Source organism: Nocardioides carbamazepini (assembly GCF_024614185.1).
Taxonomy (GTDB): domain Bacteria; phylum Actinomycetota; class Actinomycetes; order Propionibacteriales; family Nocardioidaceae; genus Nocardioides; species Nocardioides carbamazepini.
Genome location: NZ_JAHTLF010000020.1, coordinates 21,262 through 46,939, shown reverse-complemented (window position 1 = coordinate 46,939; position 25,678 = coordinate 21,262). Strand labels below are relative to the sequence as shown.

24 protein-coding genes are annotated in these 25,678 nt (G+C 67.8%); 19 read left to right on the top strand and 5 right to left on the bottom strand.

What is annotated here, in order from left to right:
• Window positions 1-5: 5 nt before the first annotated feature.
• Genes KVF89_RS24055 through KVF89_RS24045 form a run of 3 tightly spaced genes read right to left on the bottom strand, consistent with a single transcriptional unit; the run spans window position 6 to window position 3,254 of the window.
• On the bottom strand, window positions 6-1,793 hold the full coding sequence (locus tag KVF89_RS24055; RefSeq protein WP_257429284.1) for a site-specific integrase: 1,788 nt from the start codon (window positions 1,791-1,793) through the stop codon (window positions 6-8).
• Entirely contained in the window at window positions 1,790-2,122 is a 333-nt protein-coding gene (locus tag KVF89_RS24050) for a helix-turn-helix domain-containing protein (protein ID WP_257429282.1), read from the bottom strand. Before KVF89_RS24050 ends, KVF89_RS24055 begins: the two co-directional genes overlap by 4 nt.
• 4 nt (window positions 2,123-2,126) lie before the next feature.
• The gene (locus KVF89_RS24045; protein ID WP_257429280.1) at window positions 2,127-3,254 is read right to left on the bottom strand and encodes a tyrosine-type recombinase/integrase; all 1,128 of its coding nucleotides are present in this window, start codon (window positions 3,252-3,254) and stop codon (window positions 2,127-2,129) included.
• A 236-nt stretch (window positions 3,255-3,490) separates the two neighbouring features.
• On the opposite strand from KVF89_RS24045, the gene KVF89_RS24040 reads away from it, so the two are divergent.
• The 15 genes from KVF89_RS24040 (at window position 3,491) to KVF89_RS23970 (ending at window position 18,274) form a co-directional block, all read left to right on the top strand.
• Entirely contained in the window at window positions 3,491-4,405 is a 915-nt protein-coding gene (locus tag KVF89_RS24040) for a type II secretion system F family protein (RefSeq protein ID WP_257429278.1), read from the top strand.
• Between the two features lie 76 nt (window positions 4,406-4,481).
• Window positions 4,482-4,685, top strand: coding sequence for a hypothetical protein (locus KVF89_RS24035; protein WP_056890682.1), 204 nt, complete (start codon window positions 4,482-4,484; stop codon window positions 4,683-4,685).
• A 6-nt stretch (window positions 4,686-4,691) separates the two neighbouring features.
• Entirely contained in the window at window positions 4,692-5,087 is a 396-nt protein-coding gene (locus KVF89_RS24030) for a TadE/TadG family type IV pilus assembly protein (protein WP_257429276.1), read from the top strand.
• Between the two features lie 50 nt (window positions 5,088-5,137).
• Window positions 5,138-5,536, top strand: a complete 399-nt coding sequence (locus tag KVF89_RS24025; RefSeq protein WP_257429274.1) for a TadE/TadG family type IV pilus assembly protein — start codon at window positions 5,138-5,140, stop codon at window positions 5,534-5,536.
• Window positions 5,533-5,985 carry a TadE/TadG family type IV pilus assembly protein gene (locus KVF89_RS24020; RefSeq protein ID WP_188782347.1) on the top strand — a complete coding sequence of 151 codons (453 nt, stop codon included), beginning with the start codon at window positions 5,533-5,535 and terminating at the stop codon, window positions 5,983-5,985. Before KVF89_RS24025 ends, KVF89_RS24020 begins: the two co-directional genes overlap by 4 nt.
• The gene (locus KVF89_RS24015) at window positions 5,982-9,212 is read left to right on the top strand and encodes a LysM peptidoglycan-binding domain-containing protein (RefSeq protein ID WP_257429270.1); all 3,231 of its coding nucleotides are present in this window, start codon (window positions 5,982-5,984) and stop codon (window positions 9,210-9,212) included. The genes KVF89_RS24020 and KVF89_RS24015 overlap by 4 nt, the downstream gene beginning before the upstream one ends.
• 23 nt (window positions 9,213-9,235) lie before the next feature.
• On the top strand, window positions 9,236-9,511 hold the full coding sequence (locus KVF89_RS24010; protein WP_056890687.1) for a hypothetical protein: 276 nt from the start codon (window positions 9,236-9,238) through the stop codon (window positions 9,509-9,511).
• A complete protein-coding gene (locus KVF89_RS24005; protein WP_056890688.1) occupies window positions 9,508-10,077 on the top strand; it encodes a DUF3558 domain-containing protein in 570 nt (189 codons plus the stop codon). The genes KVF89_RS24010 and KVF89_RS24005 overlap by 4 nt, the downstream gene beginning before the upstream one ends.
• Before the next feature lie 293 nt (window positions 10,078-10,370).
• Window positions 10,371-10,973 (top strand): hypothetical protein, encoded by a 603-nt coding sequence (locus KVF89_RS24000; protein ID WP_257429267.1) that lies wholly within the window; start codon window positions 10,371-10,373, stop codon window positions 10,971-10,973.
• A 157-nt stretch (window positions 10,974-11,130) separates the two neighbouring features.
• A complete protein-coding gene (locus KVF89_RS23995) occupies window positions 11,131-12,222 on the top strand; it encodes a type I restriction-modification system subunit M (protein WP_257429265.1) in 1,092 nt (363 codons plus the stop codon).
• Window positions 12,116-13,075 carry an HsdM family class I SAM-dependent methyltransferase gene (locus KVF89_RS23990; RefSeq protein WP_257429263.1) on the top strand — a complete coding sequence of 320 codons (960 nt, stop codon included), beginning with the start codon at window positions 12,116-12,118 and terminating at the stop codon, window positions 13,073-13,075. Before KVF89_RS23995 ends, KVF89_RS23990 begins: the two co-directional genes overlap by 107 nt.
• The gene (locus KVF89_RS23985) at window positions 13,072-14,217 is read left to right on the top strand and encodes a restriction endonuclease subunit S (RefSeq protein ID WP_257429262.1); all 1,146 of its coding nucleotides are present in this window, start codon (window positions 13,072-13,074) and stop codon (window positions 14,215-14,217) included. Before KVF89_RS23990 ends, KVF89_RS23985 begins: the two co-directional genes overlap by 4 nt.
• A complete protein-coding gene (locus KVF89_RS23980) occupies window positions 14,214-17,336 on the top strand; it encodes a type I restriction endonuclease subunit R (protein ID WP_257429260.1) in 3,123 nt (1,040 codons plus the stop codon). Before KVF89_RS23985 ends, KVF89_RS23980 begins: the two co-directional genes overlap by 4 nt.
• Window positions 17,333-17,548 carry a helix-turn-helix domain-containing protein gene (locus tag KVF89_RS23975; RefSeq protein ID WP_257429258.1) on the top strand — a complete coding sequence of 72 codons (216 nt, stop codon included), beginning with the start codon at window positions 17,333-17,335 and terminating at the stop codon, window positions 17,546-17,548. Before KVF89_RS23980 ends, KVF89_RS23975 begins: the two co-directional genes overlap by 4 nt.
• A gap of 294 nt (window positions 17,549-17,842) precedes the next feature.
• The gene (locus KVF89_RS23970; RefSeq protein WP_257429256.1) at window positions 17,843-18,274 is read left to right on the top strand and encodes a hypothetical protein; all 432 of its coding nucleotides are present in this window, start codon (window positions 17,843-17,845) and stop codon (window positions 18,272-18,274) included.
• Here KVF89_RS23970 and KVF89_RS23965 read toward each other — a convergent pair whose 3' ends face one another.
• Both KVF89_RS23965 and KVF89_RS23960 read right to left on the bottom strand, forming a co-directional pair.
• On the bottom strand, window positions 18,275-20,653 hold the full coding sequence (locus KVF89_RS23965; RefSeq protein ID WP_257429254.1) for a hypothetical protein: 2,379 nt from the start codon (window positions 20,651-20,653) through the stop codon (window positions 18,275-18,277).
• A 392-nt stretch (window positions 20,654-21,045) separates the two neighbouring features.
• Entirely contained in the window at window positions 21,046-22,545 is a 1,500-nt protein-coding gene (locus tag KVF89_RS23960; protein ID WP_257429252.1) for a SulP family inorganic anion transporter, read from the bottom strand.
• Between the two features lie 188 nt (window positions 22,546-22,733).
• On the opposite strand from KVF89_RS23960, the gene KVF89_RS30490 reads away from it, so the two are divergent.
• The 4 genes from KVF89_RS30490 (at window position 22,734) to KVF89_RS23940 (ending at window position 25,653) form a co-directional block, all read left to right on the top strand.
• Window positions 22,734-23,153 carry a MerR family transcriptional regulator gene (locus tag KVF89_RS30490; RefSeq protein WP_257429250.1) on the top strand — a complete coding sequence of 140 codons (420 nt, stop codon included), beginning with the start codon at window positions 22,734-22,736 and terminating at the stop codon, window positions 23,151-23,153.
• Between the two features lie 412 nt (window positions 23,154-23,565).
• Window positions 23,566-24,519, top strand: a complete 954-nt coding sequence (locus KVF89_RS23950) for a hypothetical protein (protein WP_257429249.1) — start codon at window positions 23,566-23,568, stop codon at window positions 24,517-24,519.
• A 61-nt stretch (window positions 24,520-24,580) separates the two neighbouring features.
• Window positions 24,581-24,802, top strand: coding sequence for a hypothetical protein (locus KVF89_RS23945; RefSeq protein WP_257429248.1), 222 nt, complete (start codon window positions 24,581-24,583; stop codon window positions 24,800-24,802).
• Complete coding sequence (locus tag KVF89_RS23940; RefSeq protein ID WP_257429246.1) at window positions 24,799-25,653, top strand: hypothetical protein; 855 nt, start codon at window positions 24,799-24,801, stop codon at window positions 25,651-25,653. Before KVF89_RS23945 ends, KVF89_RS23940 begins: the two co-directional genes overlap by 4 nt.
• Window positions 25,654-25,678: the final 25 nt, after the last annotated feature.

Genomic DNA, 25,678 nt, shown 5'->3' with positions numbered 1-25,678 from the left:
CGCGCTCAGTATGGGGCGTCGGTTCGCCAACCGGAGAGTTCGGTGGCGAAGTCGTCGAGCTCTGGATGGCTGATCGTGCTGGCGTAGTGCTCGGCGGTGGCGATGGTGACGCCGAAGAAGTCACAGATCTGGCGCAGGTCGCCGCCGGCGTGGACCTCGGCCAGGATGCGGTCGCGGCGCAGGGCGTTGGCGGACGTGCCGAGCTTGTCGGTGAGCCAGGGCACCTTGACCTGCTCCAACGTGGCGGCAGAGCGGCTGTGGATCAGGAAGTGCGCGTTGATGCTTCTGGGCCATTGCTCTCGGCGGTGGGCGAGGTAGGCGTCGAGCCTGGCCTGGGTCTCGGCTGCCAGCAGGATCGTGCGGTCGGACAGCACGATGCGGTGGTCGCGCACGTCGGTCAGCAACAGGGCGCAGGCCTCGCCGGGTCGCAGCCCGTGGATGGCGATGAGCGTGGTGATCGCGGCAGTGGTCGGGTCGGTGGACTCGAAGGCCTCGCGGATGCGGGTGGTGTCGATGGGCATCGGGACACGCCGCTCGAGGTTCCCGATCCGCATGCGCGCCATTGGGTTGACGAACAAGACGCGGTGGCGTTTGAGGGTGGTGAAGATCGAGCGCAGCGCGGCGCCGAGCTTGACGCGCGGAGTGCCATGGGCTGGCAGCACGGCGAGGATGTCTTCGCGCGTGATCTCACGCAGGGACAGGTGTCCGGCGTCTGCCCACGCCCGAAGCGTCGGCATGGCCCACATGGTGCGGGTCTTGATGGTGACGTCGTGCCGGGGTCGGCTCCTGGGTGGAGTGGTGCTGCCGTAGTGCAGGACGTCGAACCAGTTCTGCAGCTCGCCGACCATGGGTTGTGGCAGTCCTTCGATCTGGCGGGCGAACCAGCTACGCAGCGGCGGAACCCGATCGTCGTCCAACAGGTCGTTGTCGGCCAGGACCGCGAGCGCCAGCCGGACACTGAGGTTCAGGCTGGTCAGCTCGAGCACATCGCTGGCTCGGACGAGCCCGGTGGTGACGCGGTGTCGGGCTTGCACGACCCGCAGCGTGATCCGGGTCCGGATGGTCTGCCGGTCTGTCCAGCCGTGCCGCTGGGCATGGTCGAGGACGTGCTGGTCGAGCATGGCGGCGAACCGGCTGCTGGGCGGCTCTCCGAACCCGAACCGCCGAGCGGTGGCCTCGACCCGGTCGTAGGCGAACAGGTCGAGCTGCTCCGGATCTGGCGCGTGCCTCCCCGTTGGTGCGGCATCGTTCTGCTCGGTCCTGGGGTCGTGGCCGGGTGGATGGATCTGGTCGCGCGGGTTGCTGTAGTCCCGGCGCGGGTGTGGCCGGTAGCCGTTGCGGGGGTTGGCCATGTTCGCCAGCCAGAGCTGCTGGCTGTCGGGGTTGGCGGCCAGTACGTCACGGGGCAGGCCGGCTTGGGCCTGGTAGAGGAAGGTCTGGAACCAGCAGAGTCGGCAGGCTTTGTGCTCGTTGATGGCCAGGTCGCGCTGGCAGGAGATGCACTCGCCGGTCCCGGGGTGCAGATGGCGCCAGCTCGTGCACCCGGCGCACAGCCACTTCAGGGTGCGGGTTGCGCCCCAGGCCAGGCAGTCGCGGCAGGAGTCGGGCAGCTGCGGCGCGTGCTGGTGGCAGCGTCGGCACAGCCTTTCGGACCAGTAGTCGCCGGTGGCATCGCAGCGACGACACGGCAGGGGTCGGCCGTTGGTGCCGGGCTTGCAGTCGTAGCAGAAGTGCCTGCCGTGGTAGGCCTGCGGTTTGAGTCCGCAGCCCTGGCACATCTTGGGTGCGCTCACGCGGGCGGTTTGCTCCGGCTACGTCCGGGCGGCGGGCGCCGCGTGGTCTTCTTGGCCGCAGGTGATCCTGTTTGGGCTGCCGTCTTCTTGGTAGGTCTGCGGGCCGCGACTGCCTCGGGCTCGCAGATGAGCAGCTCGGCCGGTGTGCAGCCGAGCACGAAGCAGATCACGTCGAGGTCGTCGAGCCGGATCGAAGTGGGGTGGCCGGTCCACAGACCCGACATCTTCCCCGCGCTGATCTCTAGGCCAGCATCGGCCAGCATGCGCCGTAGCTCGGTCGACTTCCAGATCCCGGCCTCAGCGGCCTTCATCCTCATGTTCCAGCGCATCGGCTCAAACCTCCTCGTTCTCGCTCGTCTGTCGGTCGCTCGTTCTGCTGGTGGTGGTGCCGAGGCGTGCCAGGGTCCGCTCGGTCGACTCGGCCCAGGACGTCTCGATGTGGGTGGAGTGGACGTGGATGTACTGCGTCGTGGTCGACAGCCAGCTGTGACCCAGCAGCTCCTGGATCGCTTTGAGCGTCACGCCCTGCTCGTAGAGATGGGAGGCGCAGTAGTGCCGCAGTACGTGCGGCGAGAGCCGGCCGGTCCATCCGGGCAGCCATCGGCCGACCGCGTCGCCCATGCCCGTGCGCAGCGCCTCGGCGCCGATGCGCGTGCAATGTCCGGTCATCGGGTCGTGTCGTTCGCTGGGAAACAGGGGCGCGTTGGGGTCGTCGTAGTCGTCCCCGTACTGGGGTCGTACGTCGTTCAGCCACCACTCCAGCAGCGCGTCGACGTCGTCGATGGCCGGCACGATGCGGGTCTTTGCGCCACGGCCGCGGCTGCCCTTGCCGTGGCGCACATGGAGCTTGCCGTGGTTTCCGAGCTCGGGGTGCCAGTCCCCGACATCGAGCATCACGGTCTCGTTGATCCGCAGACCGATCCGTCGCCACAGCGACGCCGCGAGGTAGTCCCGCGCGGCTGGCAGGTACTTGCGTGTTTCGGGCAGGGAGTCGCGCCAGCCCTCGAACAGGCCACGGACCTCGTCGTCCCGTGGCGGGATCCTGGTCGCCGTGGCTGCAGCGACCGCCCGCGGCCGGTTGAACTCGTCGATCGGCTGGACCACGACCTTGTCGAACAGGGCGTGGATGTCGCCCTGGTAGCGCACGATCACGAACTCGTAGAACTTCGCCAACGCCCCGGCCTTGCCCGCCACCGTCGACCTCGCCAGACCACGCTCACGCCGTGCCGCCCGCAGGTACCGGTCGGCGTCCTCGACCTGCGCGGTCCACAACGGTCTGCCCAGGAAGTGTGCGAACTCGAAGACCACCGACCGATCCGCCGCTGCGGTCTTGTCGCTGATCCCCACCGCGCCGAACGCCAGCGAGTACTGATCGATCAGCTCCTGCTCGAACTCCTCGACATCGATGTCGCCACGCAGGCTGCGCGCGGAGTCCAGGGACCGGACCACTGTGAGAGTCACCGAACCACCGCTTCACGAACGAGAATGAACTGTCGTGAACCTAGCAGAGTTGTCACGAATCCTGAAACTCTGTCGCTGTTCGTCAATGTCGCCGAAGCGTCTCAACGCCGCAGGTCACAGCCCGGCCAGGACAAAAAGCAGAGAAACGAACTGGATGGAACTGAAGTACTCCCGGCCCGCAACGCGCACCGCGCCGCCCAGCGCACGGCACCGGTCGAGAACCAAGGAGCACTCGCATGACCGGCCTCCAGATCGCCCTCGCCAGCGGCGCCCTCTTCGGACTGGCCCTCGCCCTGCTCGTGTGGCGTCTCGCGCCGTCCGACCCTGATCTGGTCGACGCCCTGGACCGTCTCTCGCCTGACCACGTCGTGCCCCGCCGCAGCGCCCACGGCCTCGACGACGCCGGCACCGACACCGGATCGGCGGTCGATCGGATCGGCCTGTGGGCGATGAAGAACCTGCCCGGTGGTGCCTGGGCACACACCCCCCGCAAGGACCTGGCGCTCCTGCAGATCAGCGAGACGCGGTTCTACGGCGAGAAGGTCGTCTGGGCGATGCTCGGGCTGATCATGCCGCCGCTGCTTGCGGGATTCTTCAGCCTGATCGGGCTCCCGCTCCCGTTCGCGATCCCCACGCTCGGGTCGCTGGCCCTGGCCGCCCTGTTCTGGTTCATGCCCAACTACAACGCCGCCGACGACGCCAAGAAGGCCCGCATCGAGTTCAGCCGAGCCCTGGGCGCCTACATCGACATGGTCGCCACCGGCGTACGCGACGGCTCCAGCGGCCAGCAGGCGCTGCGCCAGGCGGCCGAGGTCGGCGACACCTGGGTCTTCAAGCGGATCGAGAGTGAGCTGCGCCGCGCCCGCTACATGACCCGCGCCCCCTGGGACTCCCTGCACGGTCTGGCCGACGAGCTCGGCGTCCCCGAGCTGGACGACCTCGCCGACATCATGCAGCAGTCCGGCCAGGACGGAGCCCAGATTTACAACAACCTCCGGGCCCGCGCAGCCGCACTCCGCTCGGCGATGCTCAGCGCCGAGATCGGCAAGGCCAACGCGACCTCCGAGCGTATGTACATCCCCGCCAGCCTGCTTGGCGTCGTCTTCATGGCGATCCTCGTTGCCCCCTCGATGCTCCGCTTCACCACCTGACCGACCTAACACCGACCCCAAAGAAACCGGGTCACCCAAACCGCAACACCCGAACAACCAGGAAGGAAGAACCCCGATGTTGAAGCTCTTCATCGCCCTCCAGCTGGCGGCGCTGACCACGCTCGCCTCCCTCGAGGACCGCGTCACCAGGCAGCGCGACGAGCGCGGCTCCGTCACGATCGAGCAGGTCATCTGGGCGGGCGCGGTGATCGTCATCGTCGGCATCGTCGTCGCGGCGATCAAGTTCTTCGTGACCAGCGAGTCCGCCAAGATCAAGTAGGCCGCCATGTTCGCCAGCCTCCATCGCCGCAGCCGGGACGAGCGCGGGTCAGTGACCATCCAGATGGTCTTCCTGATGCCCGCGCTCTTCCTGCTGATGTTCCTTGGCCTTCAGGGCGCCCTGTACTACCACGCGAAGCAGGTAGCGCTCGCGGCCGCGCAAGAGGGCGCCCGCGAGGCAGGCAGCGAGACCGGCACCCGCGACGCCGGTGTGGCCACGGCGAACACGTTCCTCCAGGACGCCGGCGGATCCGACGTGATGACCTCCACCACTGTCTCCGGATCACGGACCACGACCACCGCCACGATCACCGTCACCGGCAAGTCCATGAGCGTGATCCCCGGCTGGCACGTCACCGTCACCCAGAGCGCCAGCGTCCCGGTCGAAAGGCTGACGGAATGACCCCGTGGGTTCACGATTCCCGACGACGGCGCCGGGACGAGCGCGGATCGGTGGCCATCGAGGCCGCGATCGGCGTCCCGGCCTTCGGGCTTTTCGTGGCGATGATCATTCTCGGCGGCCGCGTGGAGATCGCCAACCAGGCAGTGGACGCAGCCGCCTACGAGGCAGCCCGCGCAGCCTCGATCGAGCGGACCCAGAGTGAGGCGATCAGCTCCGGAAAGTCCGCGGCCACCAGCAGCCTGAATGACCAGGGTCTGCAGTGCACGACCACCAACATCACGGTCAACGCCGCGGCGTTCAACGCCCCGTTGGGAACCACCGGTCAAGTGACCGCCACCGTGACCTGCAAGGTCGACGTCGCGGACCTGAGCATCCCCGGCCTCCCCGGCACTCGGACGATCACCGCGACCGCCAGCAGCCCCGTCGACGCCTACCGGGAGCGCCGATGATGAGCCACCGCATCCGAAGCCTCACGACGCGGCGCTCGCGCGATGAGCGCGGCTCCATCAGCGTCTGGTTCGCGACTGCGTCCTTCGCGATGATCATCCTCGTTGGGATGGCCGTCGACCTCGGTGGCAAGGTCCACACCCAGCAGCAGGCCCGCAGCGCGGCATCCCAGGCCGCCCGCACCGGCGCCCAGGAGGTCCAGGGCTCGACCGCGGTGCGCGGCGAGGACCTCCGCGTCGACATCTACGCGGCCAAGGCGGCTGCCTTGGACTACCTCCACGCCGCCGGCGTGGAAGGAACCGCGCGCGTCGTCGACGGCGACACCCTGATCGTCACCACCACCGACACCTACACCAGCAAGTTCCTCGGGATCATCGGCCTGGACACCATGCAGGTCACCGGGGAGGCGTCCGCGCGGCTCATCCGCGCCGAAGGAGGCATCGAGAGATGACTACGCCCACCCATCCCACCCTGGGCCAGCGACTCACCGGCCTCGCGGCCTCGGTCGCCGTGCTCGGCATCGTCCTCGGGCTGCCCGCACTGTTCCTCGCGATCGGTGCCAGCCCCATCCCAGACCAGATCCCCACCCTGGACGGCATCAAGAACGCGCTTCTGGCGCCCGACGACGGCACGCTCGTCCTCGGCCTGTTCAAGGTGATCGGCTGGGTCGCGTGGGCCTTCATGGCGCTGAGCCTGGTCGTGGAGGCCATGGCACGGCTCCGCAAGGTCCAGGCGCCCCAGCTGCCGGGCCTGGGTCGGCCGCAGGCCGCAGCCCGTGGCCTGATCGGCTTTGCGGCGTTGCTGTTCATCGCCGCACCCATCGCCGCGCAGGCATCCACGATCAGCTCGGCCGCTGCGGCCCCGGTGGCGGTGGGACACGTCACCGCCGGTGCCGTCGACCAGGCGCCTGCCCAGCAGGACGTCAAGGTCGAGACGAAGCAGGAGCGCAAGGGCTCCAAGACCGTCGACCACGCGGTGAAGGCGGGGGAAAGCCTGTGGTCGATCGCCGAGGACCACTTCGGCGACGGCGCCCGCTACAAGGAACTCGTCGACCTCAATCGCGACCTCCTCGGCGCGCAGCCGAGCTTCCTCGAGCCCGGATGGGTCCTCAAGCTGCCCGCGCTCAACGACGGGGGACCGGCGCACGACTACACCGTGCAGCCCACTGACACTCTCAGCGAGATCGCCCAAGAGCAGCTCGGCGACGCCGACCGCTGGCCCGAGATCTACCAGGCCTCCACCGGCATCACCCAGCCCGGCGGGGCCCAGCTGACCGACCCCGACGTCATCGACATCGGCTGGAAGCTCAACATCCCCGGCGCCGAGACACCCGCTAGCCCCGAGGACCAGCAGCCGGTCGACCCGCCGGCCGAAGAGAAGCCTCCGGTCGACCCACCGGCCGAGGAGGAGCCTCCCGTCGTCCCGGAGTCCGAGGTGCCCGAGACGGCCGTGCCCGACGTCGCACCCCCCCAGGCCGAGGAGCCCACTGCACCGGCCGCCGACGTCGACCAGGTCGACGACGCTGACGACTCGATCCTCGACGCGCCGTGGGTCCTCGCCGGTCTGACCGGCGGGGGCGTCCTGCTGTCCGGAGCACTGCTCTTGGCCCTGCGGTCTCGTCGCCGCGCCGGATACCGGAACCGGCCGCCCGGCCGCGCGATCGCCGCCCCGCCTCCGGAGCTCGCGCCGGTCGAGATGACCCTGAACGCAACCGGTGCCGCGGCCGCGGCAACCGTGGAGTTCGCCGACGAAGCGCTGCGCCGGCTCGCGGCCGCCGTCGGCGCCCAGGGCACCACGATGCCGCCGCTCGCGGCCGTGGAGCTCGCGGACGGCAAGCTGACCCTGCATCTCAGCGCGCCGGCCGCCGTCCCGGCCCCCTGGGTGGGCAGCCCCGACCAGACCAACTGGCACGTCAGCACGGACACCGCCGTCGACGAGCTCGGGCCCGATGCCGGCAACGTTGAGCCGCCCTACCCGCTCCTGGCCACCATCGGCATGAGCGACACCGGCGAGACGTGGCTGCTCAACTGCGAGGAGCTGTCCACCCTCACCATCAGCGGCGACCCGACCTACAGCCGGGACTTCGCCCGCCACCTCGCCGCGCAGCTGGCCGTCAACCCGTGGTCGCGGCGCGTGCAGGTCGACTGCATCGGCGTGGCTGAGGAAGCCGTCGCCATGGACGAGCGGATCAGCTACTACCCGACCGGAGCAGCCGGGTCGCCCGCGACCGCCGAAGCCCTCGCGGCCGCCGTCACCACGGTCGACCGAGCCAAGCGACACAACACCGACGTGTCCACGGCACGCACCGGCACCGTCGACGACGACACCTGGCCCGCCCGGATGCTGCTGCTCGATGCGGCAGCCGGAGACCCCGAGGACCTCGAGCAGCTGCTGCAGCTGGTCAACGACCACGTCGGGCAGTCCGCGACCTCCATCGTCGTCGCCGGCGAGCGCCCCAACACACCCGGCGCTGTCCTGCACATGACGAACACCGGCCGCGTCGTCCTCGAGCACGCCGACCTCAACCTCATCGCCGTCGGCCTCACCAGCGACGAGGCCCGCGGCTGCGCCCTGGTCTACGCACAGAGCGAGGTCGCCGAGGACGTCCCCGTGCCGGTCGACGAGACCGCCACCGACGGCTGGGAGGCCTACACCGACCAGTCCGGGGCACTGCGCCGCGAGTACACCCTGCCGCGCAACACCCCCGTCGACGCCGTCGACGAGCCCCTGTCGTCCCTCCTCGAGGGCGACGACGAGGACTACATCCGGCAGAGCGCGATCGTCCAGGAGGACCTCGAGACGCTCGCACCGAAGGTCCCCGAGCACGTCCGCGCCGAGGTCGAGCAGAGCGACCCCACCCTCGACCAGGACATCGCCGACTGGTTCTCCACCGACTGCGACCGTCCCCGGCTCAGCCTGCTCGGCCCGGTCACCGCGCGTACCCACGGCAAGGCCCTGGCCAAGCGCAAGCCCTACTTCACCGAGCTCCTCGCGTACCTGGCCCTGCACCGCAAGCACGGCGCCACCCGCGAGGAGATCGGCGAGGCCTTCGGCATCACCCCCGGCAAGGTGCGCGACTACACCAACACCATCCGCGAGTGGCTGGGCACCAACCCCAGCACCACCGAGCCCCACCTGCCCCACGCCGACAAGGCACCCGCCACCAAGCTCCGCGGCGTCAACGTCTACCAGGTCGACGACGGCCTCCTGGTCGACCTCCACCTCTTCCTCCGACTGCGCAAGCGCGGGCAGGCCCGGGGCGGCGCCGAAGGCGTCACCGACCTGTGCACCGCACTCGAGCTGGTCGGCGAAGCCAAGCCGTTCAGTCAGCTGCGTGAAGAGGGATGGTCTTGGCTCGTCAACGAGCCCGACCGCGTCGACCTCATGGCGTCCGGCTGGATCGCCGACGTCGCGCTCATCGTCGTCACCGAGGCCCTCGCCGCCGGCGACCTGGTCAAGGCCCGCTCCGCCGCCTACGTAGCCAACCGGGCCGACCCGGACGGCGAGAGCACCCGCCTGTGCCTGGCACACGTCATGAAGGCCGAGGACGACCAGCTCGAGGCCGACCGGATCCTTCGCGAGGAGATCTGCAACCGGTCCGACGACGGCGACGCCCCGTTGGAACTGTCGGAGCGTACGAAGACCATCATCAGTACCCACGGCTGGCTCGCGAGCTGACTCGGGAAGGGAGCACCCAGCAAATGACCACGTTCGACCAAGAGCTCACCGGCCGCTACGTCGCGGCCGGCGGCGATCGCCCCGACCTCGACGCGCGACGCGTCGCCCGGGCCGTGTTCGTGCGAGACACCGTCCGCGCGCTCTACAACGCCGACAAGAAGTTCGGCATCGACCCCGCCGACAACGGCTCGCTGGCCGAGCTCGTCGACGCCGCCGAAGAACACCTCGAGCTCATCGCCAACGACGTCAGCCAACGCTCAGTCATGGCCCCGCCCAACACACGAGGAGACACCGCATGAGGAAGCACCACTCCGCACTGGGGGGAGTGGCCCTCGCCCTGGCCCTGACCCTCACGGGCTGCTCGGACGACGGCAGTAACGATCCCGACGCCACCGACACGCCCACCGCGACACCGAGCGAGACGCCCACCAGCGCGTCACCCACGCCGAAGACACCCGAGGAGAAGGCCGCAGCCCAGCTGCAGACCTACCTCGACGTCCGCGACGACGCGTTCCGCGCTGCCACGATCGAGTTCAAGCGACTCAACAAGGTGGCAACGGGCCGGGAGTTCCTCAACGTTCAGCAGAACGTGTCCGGGATCGAGCGCTCTGGCAGCAAGGTCACCGGGGAGTACGTGCACACCCTCGGTGAGCCCCGCCAGCGCGCCGCCGACCAGATCTTGATCATCGACTGCGAGGACCGTACCGGGGTTAAGCGGACGAAGGATGGCAAGCCGGTCCCCGAGCAGAAGGACCCGGAAGGCAACCCGCTGCGCAATCCGGTGCCGATCGAGTACGAGCTGATCTTGGAGAAGGGCCACTGGCTCGTCACTAGCTCCGATGTGATGTGGGACGAGCCGTGCTAGCGCGGGCGCTCGCCACGATCGTCGCCGCGGCCGCGTTGGTAGTGGTCGGCCCGGGGTCTCCGGCCTCGGCTGCTGGAGGCGAAAACTGCTGGTACGAGACTGACCCGGACACGGGGGAGGTCAAGCTCGTATGCGAGGACACCGACACCGACCCCGGGAATGGTGGCGATCCTGGCACTGGAGGCTCATCGACCTGCACCTACGCCGGCAACGAGATCCCCTGCACCGGCCCGGAAGGGTCGGTCTGGAGCAGCAAGTACAAGTGCTGGATCGGAGCGCGAGGAGCAGACGACATGGTCCCGCCTGAGGGCCAGACCAAGGAAGACGGCTGGTGGCACGTCTGCTACTTCCCGCCGCCGGGGTCGTCGTGGGAGTACATGTGGATCGAGACTGGCGAGGTCGGAATCGACCCGGTGGTCCTCGCCCAGCGCGCGATCGCCTCGATGAACCTGGACCCGATCGAGATCGGCATCGTTCCCGAGTCGGGAGCCAACCGCGCCGGCTTGGTCGGCCTGCCGGTGTGGATGTGGGTCGACCAGCCGACCGACGTCACCTTCGGGCCGATCACTGCGTCCGCGGCCGAAGGAACGGTCTCGGTCAGCGCAACGGCCAACGTCTCCAGCATCGTGTGGAACATGGGGGACGGGACGAAGGTGAACTGCACCGGCAAGGGCACGCCGTATGCCGATCACTACGGCGAGCAGGCCTCCCCGACCTGCGGGCACCGCTACGCGAAGATGTCGGACGACCAGCCCGACGGCGCCTACCAGGTCACCGCCACCAGCCACTGGGTCGTCGAGTGGACCGGTGGCGGGCAGTCCGGAACCATCGAGTTCGACCTGACCACCGAGCCGCTCCCGATCCGCATCGGGGAGGCCCAGGTGCTCACGCAGTGAGCGGCTTCGGCAACGCGTGCCAACTTCTGCCAGACGCCGGTTAGCGGAGCTCGCCTTCATCCCGCAGGCGGCGACATTGCGAATGTCACCTTCCTGATACACGGATCTGTGTAATGTTCCTGATACATCAAGCACGGGGATCGAGGAACGAGCGAGCATGGCAGAACCGACCGCGGCAACCGTGACGGCGACGACCGCACGCATCGTCTGGGACACGGCGGACAAGTTCCTGCGGGACGTGGTCGAGGAAGAGGACTACGGGGACTTCATCCTGCCGTTCACCGTGCTCCGGCGCCTGGAGTGCATGCTCGCCGGCACGAAGGAAGAGGTGACCAAGTTCGTCGCCTCGCTAGGCGCGCTTCCCCCGCATCTGATCGACATCGCGGTCAAGGACAAGTTCGGGCTGAGCTTCTACAACGTCTCGCCGCTCGACCTCGCCACCATCGCTTCGGTCGACGACAACGTCGACAAGTCGTTGCAGAGCTACGTGGCAGGGTTCTCGCACAACATCGCGGACATCTGGGTCGCCTTCGACTTCGCCAGGCGAGCGAAGATCCTCGCCGACGCCAACCGCCTGCACGCCGTGGTCAAGCACTTTTCGACCCTCGACCTCTCCCCGGCCGGCCTCGCCGACACCGCAATGGGCGACGTCTTCGAGGACGTCATGTATCGCGCCTTCAACAAGAAGGGCAAGGCCGCGGGGGCCTTCTACACCCCGCGCGATGCGATCAGGCTCATGGTCGACATCCTCATCACCAACGACGACGACACGCTCGCCGGCGAGAACGCCCTCCGCTCGATCTATGACCCGACCGCAGGATCAGGCGGCATGCTGCTCGTTGCTCAGGACGCGCTGAGGGACATGAACGAGAAGATCGACATCACGCTCTACGGTCAGGAGCTGATGCCTGCTGCGTTCGGCCTCGGCAAGGCCGACCTGCTCATCCAGGGTGGTCGTCCGGAAGCGATCAAGCAGGGCAACACCCTCGTCGAAGACCTCTACGAGGGCCAGACGTTCGACTACGTGCTCTCCAATCCGCCGTTCGGCAAGGACTGGTCTGCCGACCAGAAATCCGTCCGTGAACAGGCCCAGGTGCGGCTCGCGCTTCAGCCACGGTCTGCCGAGCACCACGGACGGCCAGATGCTGTTCCTCGCGCACTGTGCCTCGAAGCTCAGCCCGGCCGACAAGAACGGCCAGGGCGGCCGCGCCGCAGTGGTCTCCAACGCATCGCCTCTGTTCGCGAGTGACAAGGGCCCGAATGCGATCCGCCAGTGGCTGCTCGAAGAAGACCTCATCGATGTGATCGTCGCGCTGCCGAACAGCATGTTCTACGGCACAGGAATCGGGACCTACGTCTGGATCCTCGACCGGAACAAGGATCCTGAGCGCAAGGGCAAGATCCAGCTCATCGACGGCTCCGGACAGTGGAAGTCCATGCGCAAGCCCATGGGCGAGAAGCGCCGAGAGATGAGCAAGAACAACCGGGACGTGGTGCTCGAGGCGTACAAGGCGTTCGAGCATGCCGATCCCACGATCTCGCGCGTGATGACTCCCGAGGACTTCATGTTCCGGGACGTACCCGTCTACAAGCAGGCCCGGTTCGCGACGCGCTTCAGCGATGCGGCCGTCGAGACGCTGCGCGCACGCCGAGACGTCACGGACGGGCACCTCGCGGTTCTGAAGGAGCTTGACGGCACGTCCTGGAACGATCTGCCGAAGGTCTTCCCGGAAGCCGCGAGAGCGGCCGGTCTGACGGCCCCGCTCGGCCTCGTCGACGCCGTCATGAAGGCGATGGCGGAGGACGATGACTCCGCGCCACCGGCCGTCGACCGCAAGGGCAAGCCCGTTATCGCCGATGGCTGGAAGATCATCGAACGCGTGCCGCTGAGCGAGGACGTCACCGAGCACATGGAGCGCAAGGTGCTGCCATTCGCGCCCGACGCCCAATGGGACGTGACGAAGGCCAAGCACGCCACCGAGATCCCGTTTACGCGGATCTTCTACGTGCCCGAGGAGCCGCGTCCACTCGCAGAGATCGACGCCGACGTGCAGCGGCTCATGGGTGAACTCGCCACGATGTTCGAGGCGGTCAGGGAGTGAGCGCCCCCTGGCTCGATTCGATGCCATCGACCTGGCGGCAGATTGCCCTTCAGTACCTCGCGACCGTCGGAACCGGATCGAAAGATACGGTCAACGCGGTGGAGGATGGCGAGCACCCGTTCATCGTGCGCTCAGCCGAGCCTCTGGCGATCGATACCTTCACTTTCGACACCGAGGCAATCCTGACGGCAGGCGATGGCGCGGTCGGTGAGATCTTCCATCACATCAAGGGCAAGTTCGATGCTCACCAGCGCGTTTACGTGATCCATGACTTCCAAGGCATCGATGGTCGGTACCTCTACTGGTACTTCTCGTCAGAGTTCCGGCGCGCGGTTTCGTTTGGCGGAGCGCAGACCACAGTTGCATCCCTCCGGCGTTCGATGTTCACAACGTTCCCCGTAACTGTGCCACCGCCGAACGTCCAGCGTCTCATCGCCGACTTCCTCGACCGAGAGACCCGAGAGATCGACGTGATGATCGGCAAGCTGGACGGGCTCGCTGATCAACTGCGAACGCTCCACAGGACGAACCTCGTCGCCCTGGGTCACCAGCTCTGTTCTCCTGGTCCGTCCGCGCGCGTCGGACTGCTGTTGACGAAGCGGTCTCGCGCAGTACGTCCAGACGACGGAGTCGTGACAGCGTTCCGGGACGGTCAGGTGGCGCTTCGTTCCCGACGGCGTGAAGAGGGCTTCACCATGTCCTTCAGTGAGGCGGGATACCAAGGTGTCGAGCCGGGGGACTTCGTCTTTCACGGCCTCGACGGCTTCGCAGGTGCGGTGGGAGTCTCGGAGGATCGAGGCAAGGTCAGCCCCGTCTACCACGTGTGCACCGCGACCCCCCTCGCGTCCGAGAGGTTCATGGCGTGGGCGCTGCGAGCGCTGGCCGCGAACGGATTCCTTGAGGCCTATGCCTTCTCCGTCCGTCAGCGGTCCGTCGACTTCCGAAACTGGGCGACCTTCGCCGGGTTGCCGATCACCTACACCCCTCTCGAAGAGCAGGTCCGACTCGCCGACCGCCTCGACATGGTCACCGAGAAGATCGACGCCATGCTGGCGAAGGTCGCCGAGCTGAAAGCACTGCTCATCGAGCGCCGCACCGCGCTCATCACCGACGTGGTGACCGGGCGGAAGGAAGTCGCATGAGCCACGCGCAGCTGATGGAGCTGGAGTTCGAGACCAACCTCTGCACGGAACTCTCCGAACGCGGCTGGCTGTACGAGAGCGACGGCAAGCCGCTCGGCTGGGACGTCGCTCTCGCGATGGTGCCGGACGACGTGCTGCACTGGCTCAGGACTCAGTACCCGGACGAGTACGAGAAGGCCGTGCCTGGCGACCTGATCGACGGGCAGAAGACCGCCGCTGAGCGCAAGCTGCTCCAGCACATCACCAAGGAGCTCGCCAAGGCCACGAGGATGGACCCGACCACGGGTCATCCGGTCGGCGGGCTGCTGGGCGTGCTGCGCAAGGGCTTCACGTACGCCCAGGTCGGTCGACCGGCGGCGAAGTTCGGGCCGATGATGGCGTTCCCGCCGGCGAACCCCAACCTCACCGAGGTAGTCGAGGCGGCTGCATCGGTCCGCCTGCGGATCCTTCGCCAAGTTCGCTTCGACACCACGAGCACCGAGACTCTCGACGTCGTGCTCACCGCCAACGGCCTCCCCGTGGCGACATTGGAGCTGAAGACCGACAACACGCAGACGGTCAACCACGCGATCCGGCAGTACAAGGAGGATCGCAAGCCCGGGAAGAACCGCCCGTTGCTCGCGCCAGGCCGCGCTCTCGTGCACTTCGCTGTGTCCAACGACCTCGTCTATATGACCACGAAGCTCGAGGGTGGAGACACGGTGTTCCTGCCCTTCAACCAGGGCAACGACGGCCACGAAGGTAACCCGCCGTCGGGCACCGGCTCCTCGACCAACTACCTGTGGCGCGAGATCCTCGCCCGCTCGATGTTCATGCGCATCCTCAAGGACTTCGCGCTCTTCGAGCCGAGCAATTCGGGCAAGAAGGATGAGGGCCGCCTGGTCTTCCCGCGCTTCCACCAGCTGCGCGCCGTCGAGCGGGTCGTCGCCGACATCGATGCGAACGGCACCGGCAAGCGCTACCTGATATGGCACTCGGCCGGCTCGGGGAAGACGAAGACGATCGCGTGGCTCAGTCACAGGCTGATCCGCCATATGAACGCCGAGTCGAAGTCGACCTTCGACTCCGTAATCGTCGTCACCGACCGCACGGTGCTCGACGAGAACATCCGCGAGGACATGAACCTCGTGCAGTCGAGCAGGGGCCTGGTCGTCACCGTCGGCGAGAAGTCCGGCGCGAAGTCGCCGCAGCTGAAGAAGGCACTGCTCGAGGGCGACCACATCATCACCTGCACCCTGCAGACCTTCCCCGAGGTCATGAAGCTGATCGAGGACACCAAGGAGCTGCGGGGCAGGCACTGGGCGGTCGTGGCCGACGAGGCGCACTCGTCGCAGTCAGGGTCAACCGCCCGCCAGCTCAAGGAGCTGCTCGCCGACGTCGAGTTCGACGCCGACGAGGACGACATTGGTGCTGATGACCTGCTGCGGGCCAAGGACTCGGCCATCGCCGCGTCAAGCAACATCACCTTCGTCGCGCTGACCGCGACGCCGAAGGCGAAGACGCTGCGCTTGTTCGGCACCGAGCGCGACGGCCGGTGGGAAGCCTTCGACACCTACACGATGGCGCAGGCGATCGAGGAGGGTTTCATCCTCGACGTGCTCACGAACTACTCGACGTACGACATGTTCCTCCGAGTGAAGAGCACGCTCGAGGGCGACGAGTCCGAGAGCGAGATTCACGTCAACACTGGCGAGGCGGTCACCAACATCGTTCGCTACGCACGCCTCCACCCGACCGCGATCGCGCAGAAGGTCCGCGTCGTCATCGAGCACTTCCGCCGGAACGTCATGCACATGCTCGGCGGCGAGGCGAAGGCGATGGTCGTGACCAGCTCGCGCATCGAGGCGCTCAGCTGGTCGAGGAAGATGGACGACTACATCGCCGCCCAGGGCTACAACGACATGAGCACGCTGGTCGCGTTCTCCGGTTCGCTCACCGACGAGGCCGGCGAGACGGTCACCGAGGTCTCGCTCAACGCTCGCAGCGACGTCGGCAAGGCGTTCCGCGAAGAGGGCATCTACAAGGTCCTCATCGTCGCCAACAAGTTCCAGACCGGCTTCGACGAACCGCGCCTCATGGCCATGTACGTCGACAAGAAGCTATCCGGCGTCGCCACGGTGCAGACGCTCTCGCGGCTGAACCGCATCTACCCGGGCAAGACGGCCCCGATGGTCGTCGACTTCCGCAACACTCCGGCAAGCGTTCAGGAGGACTTCAAGCTCTACTACTCCGACGCCCACGTGGACGGGGACGTAGATCCCAACGCGCTCTACACGATCGGCGAACGGCTCGACACTGCGGGGCTCTATTCCCACGAAGAGATGGACGCGGTCGCTGACGCCTTCCTTGGCGACGCCGGTGGAGAGGCCATCGCGAAGGTGCTCTCGCCAATCAAGAACCGCTGGACGGGTCAATGGCGGCAGGGGGTGCTGTCCAAGGACAAGGCTCAGAAGGAGACGCTCGAGGCCTTCCGCGCCGACGTGCTCGGATACCGCAACGCTTGGCAGTTCCTCAGCCAGATCGTTGACTACCAGGACCCCGAGCTGCGCCGACGCGCGATCCTCGCGACGCTGTTGGCGCGCAATCTCCACACCGACGGCAATGCCTACGACGACAGCTACCTCGACGGCGTGCAACTCTCAGGAGTGAAGTTCGTGCCGTCTGCCATCGGCGAGGATCACTCGCTGAGCGAGGGCAGCGTCGATGCGATTAAGCTCCCGGGCTTCGACGGCGAGTACAAGGGCGCGTCTGCGCCCAAGCGCGGTCCGCTCGACGAGGCCATCGACAAGGTCAACGAGATGTTCCAGGCCAAGGGCGTCGACGTGAGCCCGGAGAGCGTGTCCGGCTTCATCACGACGTTCTGGGGTTTCCTCGATGCGAACGACGAGGCCGTGGCGATGGCGACGAACAACACCGTCGCCCAGCTCAAGGCATCCGAGGGATTCAGCAGCGCCGTGGGGTTGGCCGTGCTCAAGACGTGCCAGGAGTCGCAGGAGATCCAGTCGTACATGACGGACCCCGCGTTCATCACCGAGATCGCGAACATCGCTGCGGATGCACTGCACTCACGGCATCACGGTGCCTCAGATGGGAGCGCGCCGGAGACGTCGGAGTCATGAGCGCAGAGGAGCAGTCACGGCCGTCCTTCGGCCAGATCATCAGGGAGGCCCGCAAGAAGCGCGGGTGGTCGCAAGGGCAACTTGGGCAGAAGTCAGGGCTGTCTCGTCCGACGATCGCTCGCGTCGAAGCAGACAGCGACGTCACGACGGCAACCATCGGCAAGATCGCTCAAGCACTCGGGCTCACGCTCGAGCTGACCGACCGGGGCTGAAGATCTAGGCCGGACGGCCTCCGTTCACGCGCCGCCGCTGCTGGACGTGAAAGAGCCCCAGGCGTCTCGGGTCACCTGGGGCTCTTGGCCCAAGTAGAACACGCACCGATCGGCCGTCGCCGGGGAATCGGAAATCGTGTCGACCTCACCCGTGCGACCGGTCCTTGAGGTCGACGCCGACCACCGCCGGCGGCCTCTCGCGGCCCGCGGATCGCGGCCGGAATGATGTGGAGATGCAGCGGAGATCGACGGACTCCACGCGGCAGTCATTGCCCCCGGTAGCCTTGACGAACCATGGCTGAAGGGATCGTCATCACCGTCGCAGGCACCGTGATTGCCGCGGCCGTGATCGGCATCCTCACTTGGTCGTACCGCCGCCGCCACGGTCCCGGTCGCTGGGTCGCAGGCCAAGTTGCCGACGCCAAACGCGAGGAGTCCTTGGCGGAGGCCGACGAGGTGGCAGTGCTTCGCACGCAGGTCCTGGACGTCGCCCGCGGGCAGGGCAAGGTCTTGCCCGAGCAGGCGACCGGCGCCCGGCCGACTGTCGTCACATTCAGCAACGGCGAGAAGCAGGCGTACTTCACCGACTTCCAGGCGTACCAGAGCGCCATGCGTGCCAGGACCGTCGACCCCACGCGAACCCATCACGTGCGGGCGCTACCCGTGCCAGTGTCCGGATGGAGCCGCGCGCAGTTGGAGCAGTGGTTGGCCGACCACACAGCCTGATCACCCTGTCGAGGACTGCCGATCGGTGTCGGTGGGGAAGAGCACGCCGGCGTCCCGCCAGCACTCCTTCGCCCTGTCGGGAGACAGGCTATGTTCCTCCTGGAACGACGTCCTCGTCGTGCCGAAGTTCCGGGCTTTCGCTGCCAGCTCCGCCAGTTCGCGGCGCGCCGGAGCGGTCGAAGGGTCTGCGTAGAACCTGCCGTCGCGCAGCAGTGCCTTCACTGCATCACTGCTCAAGCCGAGTTCCGCGGCGATGGTGGCCCGGGTCCGCCCCTGGGCTTGCAGTTGGAGAGCGCGGCGGCACCGTTCGAGCCGCTCGTCACGAGCAGCGACGCTCGCCGCGTTCACGCCGCGAGCCGTGCTGTCGGGCGCCGCCTTCTTTGCGGCCCTCGCCCGGATGGCCTTCTCCGCCGCAGCATCTTGCGCCTGCTGGGATACGAGCAGGAGCGGTGACCATTCCCACCCGGAGTCGACACCGTCGGGTGCCCATTCGGCGAAGATGTTCGGCAGGTTGGGCAGGTCGCGGTCCAGGAGCTCGACCAGCCGCAGCCCGTGGCGCGCTGTAAGTTCGCGCTTCTCCACCATCTTCGCGGCATAGGCGGGGTCGTTCGGCATGCCCCACAGCTCCACCATGGTCCCGTCTGCGAGCCCCCAGTCGGCTCGACGGAGCCCGTTCGGGTTGTAGTCGTCGTCGCTGGGATACATCGGCTCCCGGGTGTGGGAGATGCCGCGGATGTGCAGGAAGTCGCACACGGCCTTCTCTCGCAGCGAATGGCACAGGTGCCCGTCGCGTGCCCGGATCAGGGTTCCCCGGCTGGTGCGCAGCCCATCCTTCGCCAGGCCGGTTGCCTCCAGGACGTGGGTCCACGGGAACACGCCGCGCGCGATCGCGAACCTGAGCAGTAGCGCGCGGTCGATCAGCTCGGCCGCGACCGGCGCGGCGGGGTTGATGTGGAGCGGCGCCAGCTGCTGTTCGAGGAACAGGTCGCCGTCGAACTCGGTCTCGATGATGACTTTCACCGCCTTCACCGCCCGGTCCAGGTCATCCCCAAGCCCGGAGGTCGCGTGCCGCAGGCAGGTGTGGCAGTACGCGAGCTCCCCGGTGCCGATCGGGGTCGTGAACTCAAGCGCCGCGGCACCGCACAGCCGGCACGGCGCCGAGGTGCCCAGCATCGTGTGTTCGGGGAACATGCGGCGCCTGCCCCTGACGAACCGGTGGTGGACCGAGAACTGTGGATCTGCTGCCGCCTGCGACGCGGCCGGGTCTGCGATGCCGTTGAAGGTGACCAGCTTGGTCAGGATCCCGCGCGGGACGGCGCGCTGCTGGTACGCCAGCAGCGCCGGCTTGGCCCATGGGTCGATCGACGTTCCTCGGGGGCGCGTGCCCCACAGGTCCTCTTGGGAAACCTCCTCGTCCAGCTCCCACGGCTCCCGCGGAGTGCGTACGCGCTTGACGTCGAGGCCGAGACGGCTGGTGCACAAGGACGCGACGTCGACCAGCCGCTGGTCCTCGACCCACAGGACTCCGGTCTCGGAGTTGAAGATCGCGAACGACTCCATGAAGTGACCCTCGGGAGCGCCTCCTGCGTGCAACACGATCGCTCCACGGTCCCACCTCGGCCGAACGTTCGGTACCTGACCGGTCGGCCACGACCCGGGAACGGTCGCCCGCGGCGCCGGCCGTGGTGGCCGGACTGGCACGTCCTGGGCAGCCAGGTGGGGAAGTGCGGCATCACGGTCGCGCTCGTCGACGAGGAACAACGTGGTGTCCTGGACTGTGCCCAGGTGCCGGCCGGTGGCCGACTCGTGCAGGTTCAGCGCCCACGAGTCGCTCTCGAACGGGTGGACCATCGAGATGTCCACCCCAGCGATGACGCCTCCCGGTTCGGGGCAGGAGCGCAGCAGGTCGAGGGTCTCCTCGGTACCGAGAATGGTCCGGGTACGGAACCTGTCCCCGACACGTTCAGGAGCCGGTTCGGGCATCACCGATACCCCAGGGTCGGCGCCACGGCTGCGGAGGAACTTGCCGATGGCGTTCCCGAGCACGGCGAGGTCGGGCAGATCCAGGGCCAGAGTCGCCCGGTCGACGATGACTGCGTCGCACTCGACCTCTCCGCCGGCGTACCGGATTAGGGCCGGGAGCCTGCTCGACCCGATCTCGCGCAGGTCGGCGTCGTAGAGGAAACCCAGGTGCCGCTCCTCGACGCTGCCGCCCTGATCGGCAGGGATGACGACTGCGATCGCGCTCGCGTTGTAGGTGTTGTCGGAGCGGTGGACTAAGCCCACCTTGACTCTGGCCAGGTACCCGCGGCGCACTCCGCCGGAGACACGGCTGAACGACTTGAGTGTCTTCTCCGCATCCCACATCGAGAACTCCATCCCCACGCCCGGGTTATCGGTCGCAGGCAGCACGACGCGTCGCCCGCGCTGCTCAATCCTGTATACGCCCATCACCTCTGGTCCGCCGGTGACGTCAGCGTAGAGGCCACCCGCGACACAGGATGTGGGATCTGGGTCGTCCTCAGAGCTTCGCTTCGACGAGCGGTCGCGCGATCTCCGTCCCGCACGGACATCTCTAGCAGTTCAGTGTTGAAAGCAAGATGCGGCGAGCTCGAAAAGGTCCCCGCATCTCGATCAGCGAGTGTCGAGATGCAGCCAAGATTGCGCGGGCGTACGCGGCAGGCATTGCACAACGGCGTCATTCTGAGTCGCGCGCGCAAAGTGCCAGCTACGCGGCCCGGCCCTGTCGCGTGGGGCTGCGCGCTGTCTGCTCAGTGAGAGGGCAGTTCGCCGGTGAGTCGGCCGTGACGCTCTGCACTGGCCTCGTTGAGTCCGGTGATCTCGACCGTCTTGCCCTTGCGCTGGTACTTGGTGGTGATCGCGTCCAGCGCTGCGACGGTGGAGGCGTCCCAGATGTGGGAGTCGCTGAGGTCGATGACGACGCGGTCGGGGTCGTCGACGTACTCGAACTGGGTGTAGAGGTCGTTGCTGGAGGCGAAGAACAGCTCGCCGGTGACGCGGTAGACCGCGAGGGCCCCGTGTGCGTCTTCGACGAGCTCGCGGTTGGTCTCGGTGAGGTGGGCGACCCGGCGTGCGAAAAGGGTCATGGCGACCAGGACGCCGACGACGACGCCGATGGCGAGGTTGTGGCTCAGCACCGTGACCACGACGGTGGCGAGCATGACGGTGGTCTCGGACTTGGGCATCCGGCGAAGCGTCGTGGGCTGGATGGAGTGCCAGTCGAAGGTGCCGACCGAGACCATGATCATGACCGCGACCAGGGCGGCCATCGGGATCAGCGCGACTACGTCACCGAACCCGACGACGAGGATGAGCAGGAAGACGCCGGCGAGGAACGTGGACAGGCGGGTCCGGGCGCCCGAGGCCTTCACGTTGATCATCGTCTGGCCGATCATCGCGCAGCCACCCATGCCGCCGAAGAACCCGGTGATGAGGTTGGCGGTGCCCTGCCCCCAAGCCTCGCGGGTCTTGTCGGAATGGGTGTCGGTGATGTCGTCGACGAGCTTGGCGGTCAGCAGCGACTCGAGGATGCCGACCAAGGCCATCGCCAGCGCGTAGGGCGCGATGATCTCGAGGGTGTCGAGGTTCCACGGGACGTCGGGGAAGAACCAGGTGGGGAGGCTGTCGGGGAGGTCTCCTTCGTCGCCGACGTCGGGGACGTTGATCGCGGCGATGATCGTGAAGGCAGTGAGCGCGACGATGGCGACGAGCGGGGCGGGGATGATCTTGTTGACGCGGGGGAAGCCGACGATGACGGCCAGGCCGACGGCGATCATCGGGTAGACCGCCCAGGGGACGTCGCGCATGTGGTCGATCTGGGCCTCGAAGATGAGGATCGCCAGCGCGTTGACGAAGCCGACCATGACCGAGCGCGGGATGAACCGCATCAGCTTGGCGACACCAGCCAGGGCGAGCGCGACCTGGATCAGACCACCTAGCAGCACGGTGGCGATCAGGTAGTCGTAGCCGTAGTCGTGCATCACCGGTGCGATCACCAAAGCGATGGCGCCGGTTGCGGCGGAGATCATCGCGGGCCGACCGCCGAGGAACGAGATCGCGACCGCCATCGTGAAGGAGGCGAACAGACCAACGCGCGGGTCGACGCCGGCGATGATTGAGAACGAGATCGCCTCCGGGATCAATGCCAGGGCGACGACCAGGCCGGCGAGCACCTCGGTGCGCAGCAGCTTCGGCGAGCGCAGGGCAGCGCGCACCGTGGGTTCGGGTGCGTGGGACAGGGTGGTGCTCACGGTCGGGCTCCGTTCGTGGCAGGCGGTCGGGCTCGTCACTGCGTGAGGACAGGCCGGACGACTTGGCGCTGGGTGGAAGGGGTGCGCACCATGGGTGCGCGTGCCGGCGTCGTCGCCGGCGGAAGTCTGACCTGATCCTAACCTCACGTAACGTTAGGGTTGAAATCCAGCGATGTGAGAGAGCCCCCGTGACCCGCGAGCCGACCGCCACGACCGACCCTGCGACCGAGCCGTCGGTTATGCATATCGGTGAGGTCGCGGCTCGCACCGAGTTGTCGCTGCGGAGCCTGCGGCACTGGGATGACGTGGGGTTGCTCCGTCCTTCGGGACGCACCGAGGGAGGCTTCCGCCTCTACACCGAGGCCGACGTCGAGAAGATCCTCGTGATTCGACGGATGAAGCCACTGGGATTCACCCTCGACCAGATGAGCGCCGCGATGCGCGACCTCGAGGTCCTGGCCGACCCGGCCGCCACCGACCGGCATCCCGCAGCTCGCGAACGCCTGGTCGAGCTACTCGCCGACGCCGGCGAGCGCCGCACGAAGCTCGAGCGCCAGCTCGGCATGGCTGATGAGTTCATCACCCAGCTGAACCGTCAACTCGACTGACTTCCCGTCTCGGTATCAACCCGACCCGCGCTGCTTCCCAGCGAGGCGAGTGTTTGACGATCGCGAAGTCATGCGCACATTCACGTGACTGGCATAGCCACGCGCTGACCTCGTCTCTGAGTCTTTCGCGCGCAAAAAGGCGCTGACACTGATCGGTGATTCACGACTGGTCAGGTGCTCTTTGAACAACTTTGCGTTTGTTCAATGTTGGCTGCATCTCGACTCGGGCGAGGCCGCGCAAGGGGTGGGCCGAAAACTTCTTCGACTTTCGGGGGGACGCCCTCTGACCTGCGCAAACGCGCGTCCCCCTCTGCGTCCCCCCTCCAAATCAGGGGCTTGGGGGGACGGATGCGGGGACGCCCGCTCGCGACCTTTCTGCCGTGCACAGACACGGACGAAAGGAGCGAGTGCGATGAGTGTGGGAGACCAGCTCGGCCTCGACGACAACAGCGAACTGCTCGACCAGGCCCGCCAGAAGTGGACGGCCTGGGTGGCCGCGGATCCGCGGCTGGGAGTCGTCGAAGAGTTCGACGACCTGCGGGCCTGGTTGCCCTCGGTGGACAGCGCAGCCTCTGACGAGGTCCTCCTGGCGCTGGCCATGCTGGCGGCTCCCGATGGCGGCGACGACATCGCCGCCGCGGCCGCGCTCGCCAAGTGCCTGCTGCCTGGCGCGTGCCGGCTCGCGGGCTGGCTGAGCACCCTCCCTCCCCGCGAGGTTTTCCGCGACAGCCAACCCGTCGCCGCCGGCTCCTGGTCGGCCGTCGATCGGATCGACGAGCTCGTGGCCTCCCAGCTGTGGATCGAGGTCCGGACCTTCAAGTGGCGCCGGCTGCGCAAGGTCGCCGCGAACATCCTGATCAACACCCGCGTCGGCGTTCTCCGCGAGGTCGGCGACTTCTTCTACGTCTCCCGTTCCGACCGCACCTGGGCGAACACCACCCTCGTGGAGTCCTTCTCGTCCGGCGACCTGGCCGACCGCGACGCCGGCGCGTGGAGCGCCGCCGCCATGCCGACCGAGCGCGTTGCCGGCGCACTGTTCCACCGACCCGAGATCCTCGCCGACGCCGGCCCAGAGCAGGACGAGCCGTCGGCCACCGAGGAGCTGCTCGAGCTGCTCGCGTGGGCCTGCGACAACCAGGTCATCAGCCCGGCCGACCGCTACCTGCTGCTGTGCCTGGTCGACGAAGCCGACCGAGTCGAGACCCGCAACCTCGCTCGCGGCTACGGCGGCCTGCTCAGCAACGAGGTGTCCAGCCGGGTCGCGCCGCGGGTCGGGGTGTCCGAGGCAACCGTCCGTCGCCACGGCTCGCGCAGCATGCGCGCCCTCGCCGCGGCCGTCCCGAGGAAGTTCGGCCATGACGAATGACCGCAACCGTGATCGCTCCCACCGCCCCACGACACATAGGCGACTGGAGGTGGTGAAGCCCATGACAAACACCCAGGACGACGGCGAGTGCCGGACGCCGGAGAAGATCGCCGAGCTGTTCGCGATCGCCGGCCGCGAGATCGAGGCGATCGAGCAGCTCACCGGCTGCGTCGCCCAACTGCACGAAGTCCAGGCCGCCAAGGCAGAGCTGGCAGGCCTGACACCGGCTGAGGTCCGTGCCGCGCTCGAGTTCCGCCGCGGCGGTATCGGGGAGGCCAAGTGAGCACCCAGACCTCGAGCCGCCCGGTCGGCGTCGACGAGCTCAAGCGAGCCTGGGACGCCGTGAACGCCGGCGAGTTCCGCGCCGGCGCCGGCGCCGGCACCGGCAAGGGACCCCGCGGCCGCGGCACCGCCGCCGCGGGCGACTGGTCGCCAGCCGCGGGGGAGCACACCATCGCCGTGTTCGGATGCGCCGGGTCGGTGGGAGCCAGCACCCTCGCCCTGGCAGCCGGCCTGGCCGCCGCCGCCCCGGTCCGGGTGATCGAGTGCTGCTCGGTCACCGCCTCTGGTCTCGCCGCGGCAAGTACCGCCGAGCTCGGCCTTCACCCGACCGACTGGCGTCAGGGCAAGCGCGACCACGTCCTGCTCGAGCGGGCCAGCGAGGTCCTCGCCGGCGTCGACGAGATCCCGCTGCCGATCGACGCGGAGAACGAGACCCAGCTGACGATCCTCGACGTCGGCTGGGAAGCCGGTCAGCTGCTGGCCACCGACTGCTGGCTCGCCGAGGCCGTCCGCACCGCCGACCAGATCGTCCTGGTCACCACCGCCACCGTCCCCGGGATGCGCCGCGCCTCGGTCGCGCTCGAGCTGCTGGCTAACCACTGGCAGCCCGAGCAGATCGCCCTCGCCGTGCGTGGGCCGCGCCGCAAGAAGTGGCCCCGGGGCCTCGAGCACGCCGGCGGCCCCGCCGTACGCCGCGCCCTGGTCGCGGACCGGTGCGTGGAGATCCCCGAGGACCGCGAGCTCGAGGTCAACGGCCTGGACTCCCGGCCCGTCCCGGCCCCCCTCATCTCGGCAGCCCGTCAGCTGCTCGAGCCCGCCCACCTACCCACCGACACCAGCGAAAGCGCCTGACCCGCACCGGGTCAGCAAACCCAGA

What these genes read in the sequence shown, in the direction of transcription:
- KVF89_RS24040 (WP_257429278.1), top strand. Translation starts at nt 3,491, where the DNA reads ATGACCGGCCTCCAGATCGCCCTCGCCAGCGGCGCCCTCTTCGGACTG.
- KVF89_RS23980 (WP_257429260.1), top strand. Translation starts at nt 14,214, where the DNA reads ATGAGCCACGCGCAGCTGATGGAGCTGGAGTTCGAGACCAACCTCTGC.
- KVF89_RS24000 (WP_257429267.1), top strand. Translation starts at nt 10,371, where the DNA reads ATGGTCCCGCCTGAGGGCCAGACCAAGGAAGACGGCTGGTGGCACGTC.
- KVF89_RS23950 (WP_257429249.1), top strand. Translation starts at nt 23,566, where the DNA reads ATGAGTGTGGGAGACCAGCTCGGCCTCGACGACAACAGCGAACTGCTC.
- KVF89_RS24010 (WP_056890687.1), top strand. Translation starts at nt 9,236, where the DNA reads ATGACCACGTTCGACCAAGAGCTCACCGGCCGCTACGTCGCGGCCGGC.
- KVF89_RS23945 (WP_257429248.1), top strand. Translation starts at nt 24,581, where the DNA reads ATGACAAACACCCAGGACGACGGCGAGTGCCGGACGCCGGAGAAGATC.
- KVF89_RS24020 (WP_188782347.1), top strand. Translation starts at nt 5,533, where the DNA reads ATGATGAGCCACCGCATCCGAAGCCTCACGACGCGGCGCTCGCGCGAT.
- KVF89_RS24030 (WP_257429276.1), top strand. Translation starts at nt 4,692, where the DNA reads ATGTTCGCCAGCCTCCATCGCCGCAGCCGGGACGAGCGCGGGTCAGTG.
- KVF89_RS23965 (WP_257429254.1), bottom strand. Translation starts at nt 20,653, where the DNA reads ATGGAGTTCTCGATGTGGGATGCGGAGAAGACACTCAAGTCGTTCAGC.
- KVF89_RS23995 (WP_257429265.1), top strand. Translation starts at nt 11,131, where the DNA reads ATGGCAGAACCGACCGCGGCAACCGTGACGGCGACGACCGCACGCATC.
- KVF89_RS24005 (WP_056890688.1), top strand. Translation starts at nt 9,508, where the DNA reads ATGAGGAAGCACCACTCCGCACTGGGGGGAGTGGCCCTCGCCCTGGCC.
- KVF89_RS24015 (WP_257429270.1), top strand. Translation starts at nt 5,982, where the DNA reads ATGACTACGCCCACCCATCCCACCCTGGGCCAGCGACTCACCGGCCTC.
- KVF89_RS24050 (WP_257429282.1), bottom strand. Translation starts at nt 2,122, where the DNA reads ATGCGCTGGAACATGAGGATGAAGGCCGCTGAGGCCGGGATCTGGAAG.
- KVF89_RS23990 (WP_257429263.1), top strand. Translation starts at nt 12,116, where the DNA reads ATGCTGTTCCTCGCGCACTGTGCCTCGAAGCTCAGCCCGGCCGACAAG.
- KVF89_RS23970 (WP_257429256.1), top strand. Translation starts at nt 17,843, where the DNA reads ATGGCTGAAGGGATCGTCATCACCGTCGCAGGCACCGTGATTGCCGCG.
- KVF89_RS24035 (WP_056890682.1), top strand. Translation starts at nt 4,482, where the DNA reads ATGTTGAAGCTCTTCATCGCCCTCCAGCTGGCGGCGCTGACCACGCTC.
- KVF89_RS23975 (WP_257429258.1), top strand. Translation starts at nt 17,333, where the DNA reads ATGAGCGCAGAGGAGCAGTCACGGCCGTCCTTCGGCCAGATCATCAGG.